This window comes from Pukyongiella litopenaei (genome assembly GCF_003008555.2).
In the GTDB taxonomy this organism is placed as follows: Bacteria; Pseudomonadota; Alphaproteobacteria; order Rhodobacterales; family Rhodobacteraceae; genus Pukyongiella; species Pukyongiella litopenaei.
In genome coordinates this window covers 3,458,240-3,479,406 of the sequence record NZ_CP027665.1, presented here as the reverse complement: position 1 = coordinate 3,479,406, position 21,167 = coordinate 3,458,240, and the positions used below count along the sequence as shown (strand labels likewise).

Sequence of the window (21,167 nt, the reverse complement as noted above, 5' to 3'; positions counted from 1 at the left end):
TCATGGCGCCCCGGTTGCGCTAGACAGGCGTTAGCCGTGGTTCCCACGAAAACTGCCACCCCCCGGAGGGCACCCTTGGCCAAGGATCTGATTGCCTGTCCCGTCTGCGATCTTCTGCACCGGGAAACGGATATCATGCAGGGCGCGACCGCCCGGTGCCACCGCTGTGGCACGGTCCTGTTCGCCCCGCGCAATGGCGCCATGACGCAGATCCTGATGCTGTCGCTGACCGCGCTGATCCTGATGTTCGCCGCGATCTTCTTTCCGTTTCTCGAGATCGATTCGCACGGGCTGCACAGCCGCAGTTCGATCTTCGACGCGGTGCTGGCCTTCGACCACGGGCCGCTGCTGCCCCTGTCGGTGGCGGTGGCCGGGCTGATCGTGCTGCTGCCGCTGGCGCGGCTTGCCGCCGCGATCTATGTGATGGGGCCGATGGCGATCAGCTATCGCCCCCTGCCCCATGCCGATCTGGCCCTGCGGTTCTTCGACGCCGCCCGCCCCTGGGCCATGGCCGAGATTTTCATCGTCGGCGTGACCGTGGCGATGGTCAAGATCGCCGGGCTGGCGCATGTGACGCTGGGCCCGGCCTTCTGGGCCTTTGCCGGACTGGTGCTGCTGATCGTTCTCAAGGACAACCTGATGTGCAGGATGACGATTTGGAAAACGCTGAGCGAACGCAGCCGGCCCTGACCGCGCGCGGCGCCGGCATGGTCGGCTGCCGCCACTGCGGGCTGGCCAATCCGCGCCGGACGACGCGCTGCCGCCGCTGCGGCGGCATCCTGCACGAACGCGACGATACCCGCAGCCTGCAACGGGTCTGGGCCTGGCTGCTGGCCGGCCTGATCGCCTATGTCCCGGCCAATCTCTACCCGATGCTGCGCACCACCACCTTCGGCCATACCATGGACAACACCATCGTCGGCGGGGTGATCGAGCTGTTCGCGCATGGGTCCTACGCGGTCGCCGGCATCGTGTTCTTCGCCAGCGTCATGATACCGATCGGCAAGTTCATCGCCATCGGGTATCTCGCCGCCTCGGCCCGGCACGATCCGGGCAACCATACCACCGCGCGGCAGCATCTCTACGAGGTGGTCGAGTTCATCGGCCGCTGGTCGATGGTGGATGTTTTCGTGGTCGCGATCCTGACCGCGCTGGTGCAACTGGATCTGATCGCGACAATCAATCCGGGCATCGCCGCGATCTGCTTTGCGCTTTCGGTTGCGTTCACCATGATTTCCGCCCAGATGTTTGATCCCAGGATCCTCTGGGACAGAAAAGCCGGACCAGCCACGACGTGACAGACCAGACCCCCGCCGACCTGGACATCGACCCAGCCCGCCCGTCAATCTGGCGGAACCTGTCCTTCGTCTGGCTGGTGCCGATCCTGGCGCTGGCGGTATCGCTGGGGCTGGCCTGGCAGACCGTCGCCAATCGCGGCGTCCCGATCGAGATCATCTTCAACAGCGCGTCGGGCATCGTGTCGGGCGAAACCACCCTGCGCTACCGGGACGTGGTGATCGGAACGGTCGAGGACGTGTCCTTTACCGATGATCTGGGCAAGGTGCTTGTGCGGGCGCGGGTAAACAAGGACGTGGCCCCCTATCTCGATTCGCAGGCGCAGTTCTGGGTGGTGCGCCCGGCGGTCAGCACCCGCGGCATCACCGGCATTTCCACCGTCCTCTCGGGGGTCTATATCGAAGGGGCCTGGGACCAGACGCCCGATGCGCCCCAGCGCCGTTTCGAAGGGCTCGACGGTCCGCCGCTGGTGCAGCCCGGCCGGGCGGGCAAGCGGATCACGCTGATCACCGATGACGGCCGGCTGCTGTCCGAAGGCGCCCCGGTCCTGTTCCGCGGCGTCGAGGTGGGCCGGCTGGAGCGACCGCGCCTCACGGTTTCGACCGACATGATCGTGGTCGATGCCTTCATCGAGGCACCCCATGACCGCAAGCTGAACACGGCGACCCGGTTCTGGGACACATCCGGGTTCCGGGTCTCGATCAGCGGCGCCGGTCTCAGCGTCGATTTCGACAGCATGGCGACATTGCTGGCGGGGGGCCTCGAATTCGGATCGATCTTCGATGGCGGCGTGCCGGTCAGCCCCGGCCATGTCTTCAACGTCTATGCCAGCGAGGGCGAGGCCCGCAAAAGCGTGTTCACGCGCTCGACCGCCCAGGCCATCGACCTGGCCGCGCAGTTCAATGAATCCGTGGCCGGGCTCGAGGTCGGCGCCGAGGTCCGGCTGGGCGGTCTCAAGGTCGGAGAAGTGGCCGCGATCACCACCCGGATCCACGAATCCGACGCCGGCCCCACCATCCGCCTGATGACCCGGCTGTCGCTGGAGCCCGGCCGCCTGGGCCTGCCCGCGCAGGCCAGCCGCGAGGACGCGCTGGATTTCCTCGAAGCCGCCGTGAATGGCGGGCTCAGGGCGCGGCTGGCGACGACCAGCCTGTTCAGCAGCGCGCTGGTGGTGGACCTGGTCGAACTGCCCGATGCCGAACCCGCTGGCCTCGATCGCGATGCCGACCCGTTGCCGACCCTGCCGACCGCCCCCTCGGACCTGCCCGATTTCACCGCGACCGCCGAGGGCGTGTTCGAACGAATCAACGCCCTGCCGATCGAAGAGATGATCGACCACGCGATCGCGCTGATGACCGGTATCGAAGAGTTCACCCGGTCCGAAAAGCTGCGCGCGCTGCCCGGCGACGCCGCCGCGCTGCTGGCGGATGCCCGCACCCTGCTCCAGGACGAAGCGACCCGCGCCCTGCCGGGGGACCTGCGCGACACCGTGGCCGAGCTTCGCGGCATCGCGACCGATCTCAGGCGCAGCGGCGCGTTGGAATCGCTGGGAGAGGCACTGGAAAAGGCCAATGTGGCAGCGGCCAACATCTCGACCGCCTCGGCCGAGGTTCCCGCGCTGGTCGAGGATCTGCGGGCGGTCGCGCAGAAGGCCCGCTCGCTTGAAGCAGAGGAACTCATCACGGCCGCACGCGAGGTGCTCGAGAGCGCCGATGCCGTGATCGGCGCCCCCGGCGCGCGCGAGTTGCCGGAAACCCTGAACGGCGCGCTGGCCGAGATCCGCAGCTCGCTGGCCGAACTGCGCGAGGGCGGCATGGTCGACAACGCGAACGCGGCGATGGCATCGGCCAGGTCTGCGACGGATGCGCTGAAAACCGCGGCCGAAACCCTGCCCGAGCTTTCGGCCCGCATGACCCGCCTGGCCGCCCAGGCCGAAGCGCTGGTGGCGGCCTATGGCGCGCGATCGAATTTCAACGACGAAACCATCGCCGCCCTGCGCGCCATGCGCGAAGCCGCGCGGTCGGTTTCCGAACTGGCCCGGACATTGGAACGGGACCCTGCCCTGCTGATCAGAGGACGCTGACATGACCCTGCGCCCACGCCAAATCCTGCCCCTCTGCGTCGCCGCGCTGCTGGCGGGTTGTGCCGACGATACCGCCCGGTTCCTGATCGAGCCGGCGAGCACCGCGACCACACAGCGGGTGCGGGTCTCGACCATTGAGGTCCGCAACGTGTCGCTGCCCTCCTATGCCTCGGGCCTGGAGATCGCGGTCCAGCAGCCGGACGGCGCGTTGCGCAACGTGGACGGTTCGATCTGGGCCGACGATCCCGAACGCGGGATCACCACGGCGCTGGCCCGCAATCTCGACATGGCGACCACCGCCACCGCCGCCGCCGAACCCTGGCCGCTGGATGGCCGGGCACAGGTGCGTATCGATGTGCGCGTGGACAGGATGCTGGCCGGCGCGGATGGCACGTTCCGCTTTGCCGGACAGTTCGCGCTGTCATCGCCCGACGGGATCATCCGCGAACGCCTGCAGCGGTTCGACATTGCCATCCCGTTGCCGGATGCCACACCCGCCGCCGTTTCCGCCGCAAGCGGCCAGGCCATATCCGCCCTCGGCGCCGACATCGCCCGCAGCCTGGCCCGGTGAACAAGGCCGGTTTGCGATAGCGGATCGCAACGCCGGGAACGTTCCGCTGCCGGAAAGGCGGTCCGTTTCGCTTGATCGGGCAGAGTTCTAGAAACGCCGGATGCGCCCCTAGATCGTCACATCGTCTTCCAGGATCAGGTCGACGAGTTTCGCCATGAATGCGTTGTATTCGCCCCTGGCCATCAAGCCAACGAAAGGATTGTGGTCGTTGTGGCCTTCGAAAATGTGCTGATGAACCTCTGGGGCAACGATGGCCAGTCGTTTCGAACTTATCGAATCCGGCTTGTGATCAGAAACAGAGAATGCATGCAAAGCCGTCTTGCTCTTGGGCGCACAGTGGCAAAATGGTTCATAGGCTCTCCCGAGCTGGGGCAGGCTCAGTCGTCCTCCGACGACCTCGAACCGACCGCCGATTGATATTCCGGCGGACGCGTTCAGGTATTTTGCCGCGGACAGCGCCGGAAACCCGCCGATCGATTCTCCGTAGAAGACGGCGCGTTTGTACCGCCTCAGGCGCAGCCGACTCGCCAGATTTTCCATGCTGGCGGGTAGCGATGGTCCCAGTCTGGGTAGCCCGGCGTGATAGGTGCAGTTTGGCCAGCGCAGAATGAGGCACACATCCACCTGATCCGCGGGCAGCGCCATCAGCAGACGCGGCAATGGCACGAACAGGAGGTTTCGATAGGCCGAGAAGATGACAAGTAGCGCCTTGTGCCGATTCGGTGTCCTGCCGGTTGAAAAAATCAGATGTGGCGAACGCCCCAGGCGCGAACGGGAATAGGCAGGAAGCGACTGAGCGCGCTAGAGCCCTGGGTAGGCCGACAAATCCGGTCTCGTCACCATCCCGCCGGAACGCCTTTGTCGATCACGATCGGCCCCACCCGGATGGTCCGGTTCGAGTGTTCGTGCATAACCGGCCCCCGGTCCATCTGGACGATGGTTCCCGGTGCCGGCGGATGGCAGGCGGCACGTGCCTTGCGCCCGCCCTGCCCCGGCCGAACGGGTCAGGTGGTTGCCGCCATGCGTCTGACCTGCACTGTCCGGCGGATGAAGGCGGCGATGAAGATCGCCGTGAGGATCAGGACGATGGTCGGCGCCGGGGCACTGTCGAGGAAGAAGCTGAGATAGACGCCGGCCAGCATGGACGACATGCAGGCCGCAACCGCCACCACCAGCATCCGGCCAAAACTGCGCACCAGCAGAAACGCGATAGCCCCCGGCGTGATCAGCAGCCCGACGGCGAGGATCAGCCCGGTCGCCGACAGCGTCGCCACGATGGTCAGCGACAGGATCGTGAGCAGCCCGTAATGCAGCAGCCCGACCGGCAGGCCCGACGCCTGCGCCTGCGCCGGATCGAAGGCGTGCAGCATCAGGTCCTTCCATTTCAGCAGCAGCACCGCGGTGACAAGGACCGAGATCAGCCCGGCGGTCCAGAGATCGCCCGCCCCAACACCCAGCATGTTGCCGAACAGGATATGGTCGAGATGCACGTTGGTGTGGATCGACACATAGAGCACGATCCCCAGCCCGAACATGCCCGAAAACACCACCCCCATCACCGTGTCCTGCTTTACCCGGCTGTTTTCGGACAGGTATCCGGTGGCGATGGCGGTCGCCATGCCGGCCGCGAACGCGCCGAGGATCAGGGGAAAGCCGACAATATAGGCCAGCACGATCCCCGGCAGCACCGCATGGCTGACCGCGTCGCCCATCAGCGCCCAGCCCTTGAGCACGAGGAAACAGGACAGCAGCGCCGTGGGGACTGACACGATCAGGGCGATCCAGAAGGCATTCTGCATGAACCCGAACTGGAACGGCATCAAAAGCGTATCCATCATCGCGCCGCCTCCGTGCGCAGGGCTTCGGCCGCCTTGCGCCGATGCGCCAGCAACCCGTGTTTCGGCGCCAGGACAAAGACAGTCAGGAAAACCAGCGTCTGGAGCACGACGATGACCCCGCCGGTGGCGCCGTCGAGGAAATAGCTGACATAGGCCCCCGCGAAGCTGGTGACCGTGCCGATGACGACCGAGGTCAGGATCAGCCGCGGGAACCGGTCGCAGAGCAGGTAGGCGCTCGCCCCCGGCGTCACCACCATGGCGATGACGAGAAACGCGCCCACCGTCTGCATCGCGGCAACCACGCAGGCCGAAAGCAACCCGAAAAACACCACCTTCAGCATTCCGGGCCTGAGCCCGATCGACCGGGCGTGGCTTTCGTCGAAAAAGACCACCATCAGGTCCTTCCATTTCATCAGCAGGATCGCCAGCGAGACAAATCCGATGATCGCCAGCTGCAGCGTGTCCTCCGGCGTGATGGCGAGGATGTTGCCCATGGTGATGGTCTGGATCGACACCGCCATCGGATAGACCGAGGCCATGAACAGCCCGAGGCCGAAAAACGAGGTGAAGATGATGCCGATGATCACGTCGACCTTGAGCCCCGACCGGTCGGAGAGAAACAGCATCGCCGCCGCGGCGAGCCCCCCCGAGATGAACGCACCCAGCGCAAAGGGCAGCCCGAGGATGTAGGCGCCCGCCACGCCCGGCACCACCGAATGCGACAGCGCGTCCCCGATCAGCGACCAGCCCTTGAGCATCAGGTAGGAGGACAGGAAGGCGCAGACCCCGCCGACAAGCGCCGAAACCCACATCGCGTTGGTCATGTAGCCATAGCCGAAGGGTTCGAGCAGCACGGTCATTTCTGCTCCTCCGAAACGCGGGTCTCGTCGCCGTATTGGACAAAGGGCCGTTCATCATCGGTAAAGATCGAGATCCGGCGCGCGTCGTCATCCTCGTGCAGGTCGGCCCCCCCGAGGGTGAATTGCCGCAACACCCCGCCAAAGGCGCGTTCGAGGTTGGCGCGGGTAAAGGTGGTTTCGGTCGGCCCGTAGCCCAGCACCGTCCCCTTCACCAGCACCGTCCGGTCACAGAACTCCGGCACGCTGCCCAGGTTGTGCGTGGAAACCAGCATCACCCGCCCCTCGTCGCGCAATTCGCGCAACAGCGCGATGATCTGCTCCTCGGTCTTTACATCGACCCCGGTAAAGGGTTCGTCGAGCAGGATGACCTGCCCGTCCTGCGCCAGCGCCCGCGCCAGAAAGACGCGCTTTTTCTGCCCGCCGGACAGTTCGCCGATCTGGCGGTGACGGAAATCCTGCATGTTGACCCGCGCCAGCGCCGTTTCGACCGCGTCATGATCGGCCCCGGACGGCCGGCGCAGGAACCCCATATGGCCATAGCGCCCCATCATCACCACGTCCTCGACCAGCACCGGAAACGACCAGTCGACCTCTTCGGCCTGCGGCACATAGGCGACGAGGTTCAGCTTCAGCGCCTCGCGGACACCGCGGCCCAGCAGCCGGATTTCGCCCCTGGCGGCCGGCACGAACCCCATGATCGCCTTGAAAAGCGTCGATTTCCCCGATCCGTTCACCCCCACCAACGCGGTGACGGTGCCGCGCGGTATCTCGAAACTCGCATCACGCAACGCGGTGTGGCCGTTCCGATAGGTGACGGTGACATCATGCGCGGCAATGCCACCGCCGGGATCCGCCTGCGCGACGGTGCCGGGGGCCGAAATCTGGAGGTCATGTGCCATTGATCTGCTTTCTGCCGGAAGGGACGGTCGCCCGAAACGCGGGACCCGGCCAGCCAACTGCGCGCCGGGCCGGGTCCCGTGTCTGAATTGCCGCTCAGTTCATGCCCGCCTGCAGCCCGTCCGCAACCGTCTGCGACGTGACCCTGAGCAGGTCGAGATATGACGGAACCGGCCCGTCGGGCTCGGAGAGGCTGTCGACATAGAGCACGCCGCCGTAATGCGCCCCGGTTTCGCGCGCCACCTGCCGGGCCGGTGCGGTGTTCACGGTGCTTTCGCAGAACACCACGGGAATGTCATTGTCCCTGACGCCGTCGATCACGGCCCGCACCTGCTGCGGCGTGCCCATCTGGTCGGCATTCATCGGCCAGAGATAGAGCTCCTTCATGCCGAAATCGCGGGCCAGGTAGCTGAACGCCCCCTCGCAGGTCACCAGCCAGCGCTGCGCCGCGGGGATCGTGGCGATCTCCTGGCGCAGCGGGTCGAGCGTCGCGCGCAGCTCGTCCTTGTAGGTATCTGCATTCGCCGCATAGGTCGCCGCATTGTCCGGGTCATGTTCGGCAAAGGCCGCGTGGATGTTGTCGATATAGATCAGCGCGTTGTCGAGCCCCATCCAGGCATGCGGGTTCGGCTTGCCCTCATAGGCGCCGGCTGCGATCGGGATCGTGTCGATCCCCTCGGTCAGCGTGACCGACGGGATGTCGTTCAGGTTGGCGAGGAACTGCTCGAACCAGAGCTCGAGGTTCAGGCCGTTCCAGAGAATGAGGTCCGCATCCTGCGCGCCGACCAGGTCGCGCGGGGTCGGCTCGTAGCCGTGGATCTCGGCGCCCGGCTTGGTGATCGAAACCACGTCGGCGGCATCCCCGGCGACATGGCGCGCCATATCAGCAAGGACCGTAAACGTGGTCACCACCTTCATCCGGTCCTCATCGGCCACCGCCGCGCCCGCCACCAACACCGCCGCGGCCACCGCTCCCGACAGGCCCGTCAATCTCGAAGTCATTGAAATGTCCCTTCCACCATGTCCCGAAACCAATGCCCGCACCCCAGATGCGAGCCAGTCGCAATTAGAGATATCGCCTCTGCCAGTTATTGCAAGTGCAATTCGTTCGCAGCTACCGGGCGGCTGGATGCCCCTGCCCTGGATCGGCCACGGATACAGGCCGAAACCGCCCGGAATCCCGGCGACCGAAGGCTGACGGCATGTTATTCTTGGTTGGTCGGAATGCTATGGCGCACCTGAGAGGATTCGAACCTCTGGCCTCTGCCTTCGGAGGGCAGCGCTCTATCCAGCTGAGCTACAGGTGCGTCGTTGGCGCGGTATAGCGGCGCCTCTGCGGCTTCGCAATCGCAAAGTGGCTCAGCCAAACAGATCGCGGGCCAGTTCCAGCGCATCGACCAGCCCGTCCACCTCGGCGCGGGTGTTGTAGAGCCCGAAACTCGCCCGGCAGGTCGCGGTCACGCCCAGGTGGTCCATCAGCGGCCCGGCGCAGTGATGCCCGGCCCGGACCGCGACGCCCTTCTTGTCGAGGATGGTCGAGACGTCATGGGCATGGGCCGCCCCGTCGAGCGTGAAGGAGAAGATCGCGGCCTTGTCGGGGCATGTGCCCTGCAATTGCAGCCAGTTCAGCCCGCCCAGCCTCTCCTGCGCGTAATCGCGCAGCCCGGCCTCATGGGCGGCGATGCTGTCCATCCCCAGATCCATCAGGTAATCCAGCGCCACGCCCAGGCCGATCGTCTGCACGATGCCGGGCGTCCCGGCCTCGAATTTCATCGGCGGATCGTTGTAGATCACCTCGTCCCGATGCACTTCGCGGATCATGTCGCCGCCACCGATGAAGGGGCGCATCTCGGCCATGCGCTCGGCCTTGCAATAGATCGCGCCGGACCCGGAGGGCCCATAGAGCTTGTGCCCGGTGATGGCGTAGAAATCGCAGCCGATATCCGTGACATCGACCGGCATGTGCACCGCCGCCTGCGAGCCGTCCACCAGCACCGGCACGCCGCGCGCATGGGCGCCTTCGGTGATCGTCTTCACATCCACCACGGTTCCCAGCACGTTGGAGCAATGGGTGACGGCCACCAGTTTCGTGCGCGGCCCGATCGCATCGAGCACCGCCTGCGGGTCGAGCCAGCCGCTGGCGTCGGTTTCCACCCATTTCAGCACCACCCCCTGGCGTTCCCGCAGGAAATGCCAGGGCACGATATTGGCGTGATGCTCCATCACCGACAGCACGATCTCGTCGCCGGCGGACATGCGCGGCATCGCCCAGCCATAGGCGACCATGTTGATGCCCTCGGTGGTGCCCGAGTTCAGCACGATGTCGTCCCCGGACGGCGCGTTCAGGAACCGGGCGATGGTGCAGCGCACGGATTCGTATTTCTCGGTGGCGAGGTTGGACAGGAAATGCAGGCCGCGGTGAACGTTCGAATATTCCTCGGCATAGGCCCGCGTGACCGCGTCGATCACCACCTGCGGTTTCTGCGCCGAGGCACCATTGTCGAGATAGGTCAGCGGCTGGCCGTTCACCTCGCGGGCCAGGATCGGGAAATCGGCGCGGATCCGTTGCACGTCATACATGGGCAGCCACCCCCAGAACGGGGCCTCCGATCAGGGACAGGACAAGCGACAGGCCCAGCACGATCGCCAGCGCCGTGGCCACGAGCACGCCGCTGGACCTGAACAGCGAACCGAGACGGTGCGCCTCGTTCACGAAATGCAGGGTGATGTAGAGCCCGGCCACGGCGGCGAACAGCACCACCAGCAGCGACAGCGCCGGTATCGTCAGCGCCAGCACCAGCGTGATCACCTGCACCAGCAGCCGCAGCGACTGCAGCCAGACGATCAGCACCAGAATCTGGTCGACCCCGCCGGTGCCGCCGAACAGCCGGCCGGTCCAGAACAGCGCATAGACGGTCAGCACCAGCGCCGCCGCGACCAGCAGGAAATAGACGATCGGCGACGCGAACACCCCCGGCAGCGGCGCCGGTCCCGGCACCAGCATGTCCGACAGCGAGAACAGCAGCGTGTTCAGCACCGCCACCAGCCCCAGCCCGGTCCACAGCGCCTCGGGCGCGATCCGCAGCGACATCAGGTAGCGCGCGGTCCGGGCCGGGTCGCGCAGGGTTTCGACGATCAGGTTGCGCAGCACGGCAATGGTCATGGCGATGCCCTTTCGGCCCGGATCAGACCGGCGCCCCAGAACCAGAAGAAAAACAGGCACCAGAGCACCCCGACCGCGTTCAGTTCCGCGCCGGGCCCGATGAACCCGGCCACCAGCCCGTGCAGCAGCAGCAGCGGGGTCGATGCCAGCAGCGCCCAGAACAGCGCCAGGCGGGCGCCGTACCAGCTCCCCTGCCCGCCGAGGAGCTGCGCCAGCAGATGCGACAGCGCCGCCAGCGCGTAGAAGATCAGCGGCGCCAGGAAAATCCAGCCCAGCAGCGCGCCGCCCATCAGCATGTCGAACTCGCGCCCCTCGAGATGCGCCTGCCGCGACAGGCGCGGCATCTGGGCAAAGAAGACCAGGACACAGGCCACCATCAGGATGATCAGCGCGCGGTCCTCGCGCTGCCCCATCCCGAGCAGCCGGCCGACCACCCGGCCGGGCCGCCGATAGGTGGCAACGATGTCCGAGGTCACGGCCATCAGCGGCGGCGGGCCAGCCAGCTTTCCAGCCGCGCCACGATGTCCCCGGCGATGCCTTCGTCCTCGATCTCCTCCACCGCCTCGGCCAGGAAGGCCAGCGTCAGCAGGTCGGTGGCGTCCTCGTGCGGCACCCCGCGCGAGCGCAGGTAGAACAACGCCTCGTCGTCGATCGCGCCCGAGGTCGAGCCATGCGAACAGGCCACGTCATCGGCATAGATTTCCAGTTCCGGCTTGGCCAGGAACTGGCTGTCCCCGTCGAGCAGCAGGCTCTGCGAGATCTGGTAGCCGTCGGTCTTCTGCGCGCCGTCCTTGACCAGGATCTTGCCCTGGAACACGCCGGTGGCACCGTTGCGCAGCACCTTCTTGAACACCTGGCGGCTTTCGCAGTTCACCGCGTCATGGGTGATGAACACGGTGTCGTCATGGTGGAAATCGCCATCGCCGACACAGGCACCGGCCACATGCGCCACCGCGTCGTCGCCGGTCAGTTCGATCACGCATTCATTGCGCGTCAGCACCCCGTTCACGGTCAGCGTAAAGGACTTGAACACCGATTCGGTTCCCAGCCGCGCGAACATATGCGTGGCGGCCCGGCGTTCGTGGTCGCGGCCCTGCGCCCGCACATGGTGCAGCGTGCCGCCATCGGCGATGTCGATCTCGGTGCATTTGTTGAACCGCGACGCCGCCGGCCCGTTTTCCAGAATGGTGACTTCGGCGCCCGGCTCCACCCGGATCACATGATGCAGGATCGCGTCCGAGGCCTCGTCGGAATGGACATAGACCAGGTTGATCGGCTTCGACGGCTTTCCGGTGACATGGATCGCCACGCCATCGGCGGCAAAGGCGGTGTTGAGCGCCGCCAGCGGACGCGGCACCGGGTCGTGGCTACGCGTTTCCAGCACGCCGTAGAGATCCCTGGCCCAGTGGATATCGGTGCAACAGATATCCTCGAGACGGTCGATCTTCACCCCGTCCAGCTGCAGGTCGTCGGAGGCATCGGCATCGAATATCCCGTCGACGAAAACGATGCGCAACCGGTCCTGGCCGTCGAACATCGGCGGTTCGTCCCGCACGAACACGGCCGCGCGGGGCGCTTCGGGCCGGGTCAGCGTGTCGGGGCGGGTGTATTTCCAATACTCGTCGCGCCGCTCCGGCAATCCCATCTCCCGCACCCGCGCCAGCGCCGCTTCGCGCGCCGGACGGGTGCAGCCCGCCGTCGGAAACGCCATCGTCTCCAGCCGGGCCTCGGTGGTATTCTGTTTGCGTTCAGCCAGTGCCATGGTCACACCTCGGCCAGGATATCGGCATAGCCGTTGTTTTCGACCTCCAGCGCCAGTTCCGGCCCGCCGGTCTTGACGATGCGCCCGTTGGCCATGATGTGCACCACATCCGGCTGGATGTGGTTCAGCAGCCGCTGATAATGGGTGATGACGAGAAACCCGCGCCCTTCGTCCCGCAGCGCGTTCACGCCATCGGCCACCAGCTTCATCGCGTCCACGTCGAGCCCGCTGTCGGTCTCGTCGAGAATGCACAGTTTCGGCTCGAGCATCGCCATCTGCAGGATCTCGTTGCGTTTCTTCTCGCCGCCCGAGAAACCCACGTTCACCGGGCGCTTGAGCATCTCGGCGTCGATCTTCAGCGTCTTTGCCTTCGCGCGGATCACCTTGAGAAAGTCGGCCGCGCTCATTTCCTCCTGCCCGCGCGCCTTGCGCTGGGCATTCACGGCCGTGCGCAGGAAGGTCATGTTGCCCACGCCGGGGATCTCGACCGGGTATTGGAACGCCAGGAACAGGCCGGCGGCCGCGCGGTCCTCGGGCTCCATTTCCAGCAGGTCCGCGCCTTCGAGTTCGGCGCTGCCCTCGGTCACCTCATACCCGTCGCGGCCCGACAGCACATAGCTCAGCGTCGATTTCCCGGACCCGTTCGGCCCCATGATCGCATGGACCTTGCCGGCCTCGACCGACAGGTCGACGCCTTTCAGGATCGGTTTGTCTTCTTCTTCAAGTTTGACGTGCAGGTTCTTGATATCAAGCATTTTCATACCTTCGTATTCCATCGGCGCCCGCGCCGGTTCGAGTGAGTGAAACAGGTCAGTCCAGCAGCCGGAGGACCAGCCCCGCCAGCAACCGCCCCACCAGCGCGCCGGCGGCAATGCCCAGCACCGGCGAGGCGTTGAATGTCAGATTGGTCCAGGCGATGCCCGCCACGCCGCCGGCTACGGTCAGCACATAGGGCAGCGCCGCGATCACGCGGTCGGACCAGGACGCGGTGCGATCAGCCAACGGACCCCTCCAGCGAAATGGCGACGAGCTGCTGCGCCTCCATGGCAAATTCCATCGGCAGCGCCTGCAGGACATCCTTGCAGAACCCGTTGACCACGAGGGCGACGGCCTCCTCTTCGTCCATCCCGCGCGAGCGGCAATAGAACAGCTGGTCGTCATCCACCTTCGAGGTGGTCGCCTCGTGTTCGCAGCGCGACGAATTGTTCCGCACCTCGATATAGGGCACCGTATGCGCCCCGCATCTGTCGCCGATCAGCAGGCTGTCGCACTGGGTATAGTTGCGGCTGTGCTTCGCCTTGGGATGCATCGATACCAGCCCGCGATAGGTGTTCTGGGCGCGACCCGCGCTGATGCCCTTGGACACGATCCGCGACCGGGTGTTCTTGCCGAGGTGGATCATCTTGGTGCCGGTATCGGCCTGCTGATAGTTGTTCGCGATGGCGATCGAATAGAATTCGCCCTGGCTGTCATCGCCGCGCAGGATGCAGGACGGGTATTTCCACGTCACCGCCGAGCCGGTTTCGACCTGCGTCCACATCACCTTGGCCCGGTCGCCCCGGCAATCGGCGCGCTTGGTGACAAAGTTGTAGATCCCGCCCTTGCCGTTCTCGTCGCCCGGATACCAGTTCTGCACGGTGGAGTACTTCACCTCCGCGTCTTCCTCGACGATGATCTCGACCACCGCGGCATGAAGCTGCGAGGTATCGCGCTGCGGCGCGGTGCAGCCTTCGAGATAGGAGACATAGGACCCCTTGTCGGCAATGATCAGCGTGCGCTCGAACTGGCCGGTATTCTCCGCGTTGATGCGGAAATAGGTGCTCAGTTCCATCGGGCAGCGCACGCCGGGCGGGACATAGACGAACGACCCGTCCGAAAACACCGCCGAATTCAGCGTGGCATAGAAATTGTCGCTGACCGGCACGACCGTGCCGAGATACTTCCGGACCAGGTCCGGGTGGTCCTTGATCGCCTCGGACATCGAACAGAAGATCACGCCGGCCTTCTTCAGCTCGGCCTGGAACGTGGTGCCGACCGACACGGAATCGAACACCGCGTCCACGGCAACCTTGCGGCCCTCCGCCGGCGCCGCCTCGGCCCCGTCGACGCCCGCCAGGATCATCTGCTCCTTCAGCGGGATGCCCAGCTTCTCATAGGTGGCCAACAGCTTGGGATCGACCTCGTCGAGCGACTTCGGCTTGACCTCCATGCTCTTGGGCCGGGCATAGTAATACTGGTCCTGGAAATCGATCTCGGGATAGTCGACCATCGCCCATTTGGGCTCTTCCTTGGTCAGCCAGCGCTCATAGGCCGCCAGCCGCCAGTCGGTCATCCAGTCCGGCTCGCCGTTCTTCTCCGAGATCAGGCGCACGATGTCGGGGGTCAGACCCTTGGGCGCATATTCGGTTTCGATCTCGGTTTCCCAGCCGTATTTATAGGTGCCGCCGACCTCGCGCACCGCGTCCACGGTTTCCTGGTCGACACCGTCCTTGACCTGGGTTTGATCCAATGCAGCCATCTGACTTCTCCTCAGCTCACGCCGCGCGGGCGCGGTGCTTTCGTTCCTTTTCCAGCCATACCTCTGCGAACCGCATCAGGTCGGCTTCCTGCGTTTCGGGCCCCAGCGACACGCGGATCGCGCCTGCCGCCGCGGCCTCGTCGTAACCCATCGCGCGCAACACGCGGCTGGCCCGGACCTTGCCGCTCGAACAGGCCGATCCGGCGCTGATCGCGAATCCGGCCAGGTCCATCTGCATCACCTGCGTCTCTCCTTTCCACCCCGGGGTGGAGAAACACAAGGTATTGGGCAGCCGCGCATGCCCTTTTCCGACAAAAATGGTTCCGCTGGCCGCGACTTCAAGTGCCTGTTCCAGTTTGTCGCGCATCTGCGCCACCCGATCCCAGACGCCATCGGCCAGATCGCGCGCCGCCGCCTCGGCCGCCGCGCCGAACCCGGCAATGCCGATCAGGTTCTCGGTGCCCGCGCGCCGGCCCATCTCCTGCCCGCCGCCCTTCATCCGCGCCGCCAGGTCGGTGCCGCGCCGCAACACCAGCGCCCCGATACCCTTGGGACCGCCCAGCTTGTGCGCCGACACCAGCGCCATCTGCGCCCCGCACCAGTTGAACGCCACCGGCAGCTTGCCAAAGGCCTGGGTGGCATCGGTCACCGCCAGCCCCTGCGGCAGGTCCTGGACGATACCGGTTTCCGAATTGGCCATCTGCAGAACCGACCCCGCCGGGTCCGGCACCGCCACCCGGCCCGCGCCGTCCACGTCCAGCCCGCCATCGACCCAGGCCGCCACCGCGTCATGTTCTATCGCGGCTCCCGCCAGCCCGCGCCCGGCACAGGCCAGCGCCGCCGCCTCTGTCGCCCCCGAGGTGAACACCACATCGGCCCCATCCGCGCCGAACGCCGCCGCCACCTGCGCGCGTGCGCGCTCGATAATCGCCTTCGCCGCCCGGCCCTCGGCATGGACCGAAGACGGGTTGCCCGGGCAATCCATTGCCGCGATCATCGCCTCCCGCGCCTCGGGACGAAGCGGCGCGGTGGCGTTGTGATCAAGATAGACCCTGCGCACCGGCGGCCCCCTTCCTCTTGCCCGAAATATCCTCGGGGGTGAATTGGCCCGGCACGGGCCAAGAGGGGGCAGACAGCCCCCTGCCCCTATCCCGGATCACCCGCCCGGTCATTCCGCGTCCACCACCGCAAACAGGTTCGGCACCGCCGGGCACGGCGCCAGATCGTTGCGGATCACGTCCGACAGACGCGTCTGGTGCAAAAAGACATAGACATGGGCGCTCAACCCTTCCCACAGCCGGTTGGTCAGCGACTGCGCCCGGCTGCCCGATGATCCTCCGGACGCACCGGCGCCCTTGTGCATCGCGTCGACGGTTTCATCCACCGCCGACAGGATGTCGACCACGCGGATCTCGGCGGCGGGCCGCGCCAGGCGGTAGCCGCCACCCGGTCCGCGCACCGATTCCACCAGCCCCGCCCGGCGCAGCTTCACGAACAGCTGCTCCAGATAGGGCAGCGAGATATCCTGCCGCTGCGCGATCTCGCCCAGCGACACCAGCCCGTCGGCGTCCTGCAGCGCGATATCCGCCAGCGCCACCATTGCGTATCTGCCTTTTGTCGAAAGCTTCACCTGACACTCCCCGTCCGCGTGATCGTTGACCTTTCGGACGCCATTGCCTATCTGCGCTGAAGGCCGGTCTTTCGGCCTCCAACAGAATTAGAACCGTTCTAAGGTGCCCAAGGTTTTTCGTCAAGATTGCCCGGCCACCGACGGCAGAAAACAGGACCATCGCCCCCATGCCCGAGGTCATCTTTCCCGGACCCGAAGGCCGCCTCGAAGGCCGCTATCACCCGCAGAAGGAAAAGGACGCCCCCATCGCCATCGTGCTGCACCCGCATCCGCAGTTCGGCGGCACCATGAACAACAAGGTCGTTTATAACCTGCACTACGCCTTCTACAACATGGGCTTTACCGTGCTGCGGTTCAATTTCCGAGGCGTCGGGCGGTCGCAGGGCGAATACGATCAGGGCGTGGGCGAACTGTCCGACGCCGCCAGCGCGCTCGACTACCTGCAGTCGATGAACAACAACTCCAAGCATTGCTGGGTCGCCGGGTTTTCCTTCGGTGCCTGGATCGGGATGCAACTGCTGATGCGCCGGCCCGAGATCACCGGCTTCATCAGCGTGTCGCCGCCGGCCAACATGTATGATTTTTCCTTCCTCGCCCCCTGCCCCTCTTCCGGGCTGGTCATCAACGGCACCTCCGACCGCGTCGCCCCGCCCGAGGACACCCGCACGCTGGTCGGCAAGCTGCACGAACAGAAGGGCATCACCATCACCCACGAGGAACTGGACGGCGCGGACCATTTCTTCCAGGACCCGCATATGGACACGATGATCGGCAATGTGACCGATTATGTGAAACGCCGCCTGACCGAGAATACCCGCTGATGCCGGCATCGCCGGCCGGCCCGGCACTCGATGCGCGGATCACGTTTCTCAGGGAAGCCGACCGGCTGAAATCGGTGCTGCGCGCCTCGTCGCTGATCGACGGGTCGCGGCGTGAGAACTCGGCCGAACACAGCTGGCACGTCATGCTCTACGCGCTGGTTCTGGCCGATCACGCGGAACCGGGGGTCGATGTGACCCGGGTGCTGAAGATGCTGCTGATCCACGACATCGTCGAGATCGACGCCGGCGACGCCCCCATCCACGGCACCGTCGATCACGACGCGGTCGCCGCCCGCGAAGCCGCCGCCGCCGCGCGCCTGTTCGGATTGCTGCCCGACCCGCAGGCCGCCGAGTTTCGCGCGCTGTGGGACGAATTCGAGGACGCCCAAAGCGCCGATGCACGCTATGCCAAGGCAATCGACCGGTTCCAGCCCCCGGTGACGAACCTGGCCAATGGCGGCGGCACATGGACCGACTATGACGTCACCCTGGACGACCTCGACAACCGGATCGGCCCGCCGATCCGGCGCGGCGCGCCATCGTTGTGGTCCTGGCTGCGCCCGAAACTGGCGGCGTTCTTCAACCGCTAGCCGCCGATCTGCCGCCGCAGCCAGTCCGCCGCCGCGCGGGTCGCCTCGAGCCCCTGCGGGATCGTCCGGGTGAGCGACATGAACCCGTGAACCTGGCCGGGATATTCCAGCAGGTCCACCTCTCCGCCCGCCTCACGCAGCTTCGCGGCATAGCCCAGCGCGTCGTCCCAGAGCGGATCGTGTCCGGCGGCGATCACCAGCGCCGGCGGCTGCCCGGCCAGCCGGTCCGACAGGATCGGCGAGGCGCGCGGATCGCGCCGGTCGGCATCCGCCTCGAAATAGAAATCGAGATACCAGCGGATCCGTTCCGCCGTCAGCACATAGGCATCGGCCAGCATCACCATCGATCGCGAATCGAGCGAGATGTCGACGCCCGGATAGATCAGCAGCTGCGCCGCCGGCATCGCCGCGCCCAGCCCGGCCAGGTCGTGCAGCAGCCCGGCGGTCAGGTTGGCGCCCGCACTGTCGCCGCCCACCGCCAGCCGCGCCGCATCCACGCCCCAGTCGCCGCCGCGATCACGCAGGGCGCTGAACACCGCCAGCACATCATCCGCCGCAGCCGGGTATTTATGCTCGGGTGCCAGCCGGTAGTCATAGGAAACGACCCGGATCTCGGCCCAGAGCGCCAGCCGCCCGCACAGCCCGTCATGGGTGTCGAGATCGCCCTGCACCCAGCCGCCGCCATGCAGGTAGAGCAGTGTCGGCCGCAGGCCATCATGCCCCGCCTGCACCGCATCATAGATCCGCGCGGGCCGGTCACCCGCGGCCCCCGGCAACAGTATGTCGGTCTTCGTCACCGCGTCCGGGCATGGCAGGTCGAAGAGCTCGCACATCTTCCTGATGCCGGCGCGGCTGTCCTCCAGCGTCTGCGGCGCGGCGGGATCGCGCACGGCGTTGATCAGGTCCCCGATCGCCTGCGCCTTGGGGTCGATCCGCCGCCCGTCCACCTGCGCCAGCCGCCCGGAATAGACCATCCCCACCACCGGCGCTGGCAGCTTGGCAAGCAGCATCTGCCCCAGGATTCGCGCTTTCGACATTGGTGCCCCCGTTTGCCTGTCCCGCACAGCATGGACCAGCATAGGCGCGATTCACCAGACCCCTCTGCGACAAATCGGTATGCAATAGTATGCAGTCTTTTTCGGCGCCGCGATTCACGCTAGAGACACGATCAGATCGACACCAGCAGCCGAAAGGGCATGCCATGACCAAGATCAAGGTTGAAAATCCCGTCGTCGAGCTCGACGGGGACGAGATGACCCGCATCATCTGGGATTTCATCAAGAAAAAGCTGATCCTGCCCTATCTGGACATCGACCTGCTCTACTATGATCTGGGCATCGAGGAACGCGACCGCACCGAAGACAGGATCACCGTCGAAGCCGCTGAGAAGATCAGGGAAATCGGCGTCGGCGTGAAATGCGCGACGATCACCCCCGACGAGGCCCGCGTCGAGGAATTCGGCCTGAAACAGATGTGGCGCAGCCCCAATGGCACCATCCGCAACATCCTGGGCGGCGTGGTGTTCCGCGCCCCGATCATCTGCAGGAACGTGCCGCGGCTGGTGCCCGGCTGGACCCGCCCGATCGTGATCGGCCGCCACGCTTTCGGCGACCAGTACAAGGCCACCGACCTCAAGTTCCCCGGCCCCGGCAAGCTGAGCATGAAATTCGTCGGCACCGATGGCGAGGTTATCGAACGCGAGGTCTTTGACGCCCCGTCGGCGGGCGTGTTCATGTCGATGTACAACCTGGACCAGTCGATCCTCGATTTCGCCCGCGCGTCGTTCAACTATGGCCTGAACCTGGGCTGGCCGGTCTACCTGTCGACCAAGAACACCATTCTCAAGCAATATGACGGCCGGTTCCTGGAACTGTTCCAGAAGGTCTACGAAGAGGAATTCGAGGACCGTTTCAAGGAAAAGGAGATCTGGTACGAACACCGGCTGATCGACGACATGGTGGCCTGCGCGATGAAATGGAACGGCGGATTTGTCTGGGCCTGCAAGAACTACGATGGCGACGTGCAGTCCGACACCGTGGCGCAGGGCTTCGGGTCCCTGGGGCTGATGACCAGCCAGCTGATGACACCCGACGGCAAGATCGTCGAGGCCGAGGCGGCCCATGGCACCGTCACCCGCCACTACCGCCAGCACCAGAAGGGCGAGGCGACCTCGACCAACTCCATCGCCTCGATCTATGCCTGGACCGGGGGGCTGAAGCACCGCGCCAAGCTGGACGACAACGCCGCGCTGACGCAGTTCGCCGAAACGCTGGAAAAGGTGATCGTGGACACGGTGGAATCGGGCTTCATGACCAAGGATCTGGCGCTGCTGGTCGGTCCCGACCAGCATTGGCTGACCACCGAGGGCTTTCTCGAAAAGATCGACGAGAACCTGAACCGGGCGCTGGCGGGCTGACCCCGATCCGCGCGCGATACATCGGTCGCCCCGCGGGCGGCCCGACCAACCACAGGGGCACAGACAGGGCCGGGGAATGACAGCAGGAAACGACACCGCCGCCGGGCGCAACGAACCGCACCGGCCCGCGTTGAACCACGGCCTGGCCGAGGATGCGATGGCCTATGTCATGGGCACGTCGCTCTGCGCGATGGCGATGGTCATGCTCACCCATCTGGGGCTGATCACCGGGCAGACCGCCGGGCTGGCGGTGTTGTTGTCCTATGTCAGTGGCTGGAGCTTTGGCGCAGTGTTCTTCGTCGTCAACCTGCCGTTCTACGCGCTGGCCTGGCTGCGGATGGGGCCGCGCTTCACCCTGCGCAGCTTTGTCGCCGTGGCGCTTTTGTCCGGCATCGCCGAACTGCTGCCGCGCTATGTCGCCTTCGAAACGCTGGACCCGCTGGTGGGCGCGCTCTTCGCGGGGGCCTTTTCCGGGTTCGGCCTGATCATCCTGTTCCGCCACGGCGCCTCGTTGGGCGGGGTTGGCGTGCTCGGGCTCTATTTGCAGGACAAGATCGGGTTCCAGGCCGGCTGGACGCAGCTTGCGTTCGACGCCATTCTCTTTGCCGCCGGGATTTTCCTGCTCGACCCGCTGTTGATCGCCTATTCGCTTTCGGGGGCGGTCGTCACCAATCTCGTGATCGCCGTCAACCACCGCAAGGATCGCTATATCGCGACCTGAC

23 protein-coding genes and 1 tRNA gene are annotated in these 21,167 nt (G+C 65.7%); 8 read left to right on the top strand and 16 right to left on the bottom strand.

Annotated features, from left to right (window positions below):
• Window positions 1-75: 75 nt before the first annotated feature.
• From C6Y53_RS17065 to C6Y53_RS17050, 4 genes are read left to right on the top strand one after another with little or no spacing between them, the layout of a single operon-like run.
• Entirely contained in the window at window positions 76-690 is a 615-nt protein-coding gene (locus C6Y53_RS17065; RefSeq protein ID WP_244614863.1) for a paraquat-inducible protein A, read from the top strand.
• Complete coding sequence (locus C6Y53_RS17060) at window positions 657-1,298, top strand: paraquat-inducible protein A (protein WP_244615020.1); 642 nt, start codon at window positions 657-659, stop codon at window positions 1,296-1,298. Before C6Y53_RS17065 ends, C6Y53_RS17060 begins: the two co-directional genes overlap by 34 nt.
• On the top strand, window positions 1,295-3,379 hold the full coding sequence (locus C6Y53_RS17055; RefSeq protein ID WP_244614862.1) for a PqiB family protein: 2,085 nt from the start codon (window positions 1,295-1,297) through the stop codon (window positions 3,377-3,379). Before C6Y53_RS17060 ends, C6Y53_RS17055 begins: the two co-directional genes overlap by 4 nt.
• A gap of 1 nt (window position 3,380) precedes the next feature.
• Window positions 3,381-3,950, top strand: coding sequence for a PqiC family protein (locus tag C6Y53_RS17050; protein WP_106473539.1), 570 nt, complete (start codon window positions 3,381-3,383; stop codon window positions 3,948-3,950).
• A gap of 108 nt (window positions 3,951-4,058) precedes the next feature.
• On the opposite strand, the gene C6Y53_RS17045 is transcribed toward C6Y53_RS17050, so the two are convergent.
• From C6Y53_RS17045 to iscR, 15 genes are all read right to left on the bottom strand, one after another.
• The gene (locus C6Y53_RS17045) at window positions 4,059-4,595 is read right to left on the bottom strand and encodes a hypothetical protein (RefSeq protein WP_106473538.1); all 537 of its coding nucleotides are present in this window, start codon (window positions 4,593-4,595) and stop codon (window positions 4,059-4,061) included.
• 359 nt (window positions 4,596-4,954) lie between these two features.
• A complete protein-coding gene (locus tag C6Y53_RS17040; RefSeq protein WP_106473537.1) occupies window positions 4,955-5,788 on the bottom strand; it encodes a metal ABC transporter permease in 834 nt (277 codons plus the stop codon).
• Window positions 5,785-6,648: a metal ABC transporter permease gene (locus C6Y53_RS17035; protein ID WP_106473536.1), complete on the bottom strand. Its 864-nt coding sequence runs from the start codon at window positions 6,646-6,648 to the stop codon at window positions 5,785-5,787. Before C6Y53_RS17035 ends, C6Y53_RS17040 begins: the two co-directional genes overlap by 4 nt.
• Entirely contained in the window at window positions 6,645-7,547 is a 903-nt protein-coding gene (locus C6Y53_RS17030; protein ID WP_106473535.1) for a manganese/iron ABC transporter ATP-binding protein, read from the bottom strand. Before C6Y53_RS17030 ends, C6Y53_RS17035 begins: the two co-directional genes overlap by 4 nt.
• A gap of 94 nt (window positions 7,548-7,641) precedes the next feature.
• On the bottom strand, window positions 7,642-8,547 hold the full coding sequence (locus tag C6Y53_RS17025; RefSeq protein WP_106473534.1) for a metal ABC transporter substrate-binding protein: 906 nt from the start codon (window positions 8,545-8,547) through the stop codon (window positions 7,642-7,644).
• A 228-nt stretch (window positions 8,548-8,775) separates the two neighbouring features.
• Window positions 8,776-8,852: transfer RNA gene (locus tag C6Y53_RS17020), tRNA-Arg, on the bottom strand.
• A 52-nt stretch (window positions 8,853-8,904) separates the two neighbouring features.
• A complete protein-coding gene (locus tag C6Y53_RS17015; protein ID WP_106473533.1) occupies window positions 8,905-10,125 on the bottom strand; it encodes a cysteine desulfurase in 1,221 nt (406 codons plus the stop codon).
• Entirely contained in the window at window positions 10,118-10,708 is a 591-nt protein-coding gene (locus tag C6Y53_RS17010; protein ID WP_106473532.1) for a YIP1 family protein, read from the bottom strand. Before C6Y53_RS17010 ends, C6Y53_RS17015 begins: the two co-directional genes overlap by 8 nt.
• A complete protein-coding gene (locus C6Y53_RS17005) occupies window positions 10,705-11,190 on the bottom strand; it encodes a YIP1 family protein (protein WP_106473531.1) in 486 nt (161 codons plus the stop codon). Before C6Y53_RS17005 ends, C6Y53_RS17010 begins: the two co-directional genes overlap by 4 nt.
• Entirely contained in the window at window positions 11,190-12,470 is a 1,281-nt protein-coding gene (gene sufD, locus C6Y53_RS17000) for a Fe-S cluster assembly protein SufD (RefSeq protein WP_106473530.1), read from the bottom strand. Before sufD ends, C6Y53_RS17005 begins: the two co-directional genes overlap by 1 nt.
• Before the next feature lie 2 nt (window positions 12,471-12,472).
• Window positions 12,473-13,225, bottom strand: coding sequence for a Fe-S cluster assembly ATPase SufC (sufC, locus tag C6Y53_RS16995; protein ID WP_106474162.1), 753 nt, complete (start codon window positions 13,223-13,225; stop codon window positions 12,473-12,475).
• Between the two features lie 55 nt (window positions 13,226-13,280).
• Window positions 13,281-13,472 carry a hypothetical protein gene (locus C6Y53_RS16990; protein ID WP_106473529.1) on the bottom strand — a complete coding sequence of 64 codons (192 nt, stop codon included), beginning with the start codon at window positions 13,470-13,472 and terminating at the stop codon, window positions 13,281-13,283.
• A complete protein-coding gene (sufB, locus tag C6Y53_RS16985; protein WP_106473528.1) occupies window positions 13,465-14,988 on the bottom strand; it encodes a Fe-S cluster assembly protein SufB in 1,524 nt (507 codons plus the stop codon). The genes C6Y53_RS16990 and sufB overlap by 8 nt, the downstream gene beginning before the upstream one ends.
• A gap of 16 nt (window positions 14,989-15,004) precedes the next feature.
• A complete protein-coding gene (locus C6Y53_RS16980; RefSeq protein ID WP_106473527.1) occupies window positions 15,005-16,048 on the bottom strand; it encodes a cysteine desulfurase family protein in 1,044 nt (347 codons plus the stop codon).
• A gap of 108 nt (window positions 16,049-16,156) precedes the next feature.
• A complete protein-coding gene (gene iscR / locus C6Y53_RS16975; RefSeq protein ID WP_106473526.1) occupies window positions 16,157-16,618 on the bottom strand; it encodes a Fe-S cluster assembly transcriptional regulator IscR in 462 nt (153 codons plus the stop codon).
• Between the two features lie 167 nt (window positions 16,619-16,785).
• Between iscR and C6Y53_RS16970 the strand changes: the two genes are divergently transcribed.
• A complete protein-coding gene (locus C6Y53_RS16970) occupies window positions 16,786-17,439 on the top strand; it encodes an alpha/beta hydrolase (protein WP_106473525.1) in 654 nt (217 codons plus the stop codon).
• Window positions 17,439-18,029, top strand: a complete 591-nt coding sequence (locus C6Y53_RS16965; protein WP_106473524.1) for an HD domain-containing protein — start codon at window positions 17,439-17,441, stop codon at window positions 18,027-18,029. The genes C6Y53_RS16970 and C6Y53_RS16965 overlap by 1 nt, the downstream gene beginning before the upstream one ends.
• On the opposite strand, the gene C6Y53_RS16960 is transcribed toward C6Y53_RS16965, so the two are convergent.
• Window positions 18,026-19,066 (bottom strand): alpha/beta hydrolase, encoded by a 1,041-nt coding sequence (locus C6Y53_RS16960; RefSeq protein ID WP_211299414.1) that lies wholly within the window; start codon window positions 19,064-19,066, stop codon window positions 18,026-18,028. The two genes, C6Y53_RS16965 and C6Y53_RS16960, sit on opposite strands and share 4 nt — an antisense overlap.
• Before the next feature lie 164 nt (window positions 19,067-19,230).
• Between C6Y53_RS16960 and C6Y53_RS16955 the strand changes: the two genes are divergently transcribed.
• On the top strand, window positions 19,231-20,445 hold the full coding sequence (locus C6Y53_RS16955; protein WP_106473522.1) for an NADP-dependent isocitrate dehydrogenase: 1,215 nt from the start codon (window positions 19,231-19,233) through the stop codon (window positions 20,443-20,445).
• Window positions 20,446-20,521: 76 nt separating this feature from the next.
• Window positions 20,522-21,166 carry a YitT family protein gene (locus C6Y53_RS16950; protein ID WP_106473521.1) on the top strand — a complete coding sequence of 215 codons (645 nt, stop codon included), beginning with the start codon at window positions 20,522-20,524 and terminating at the stop codon, window positions 21,164-21,166.
• Window position 21,167: the final 1 nt, after the last annotated feature.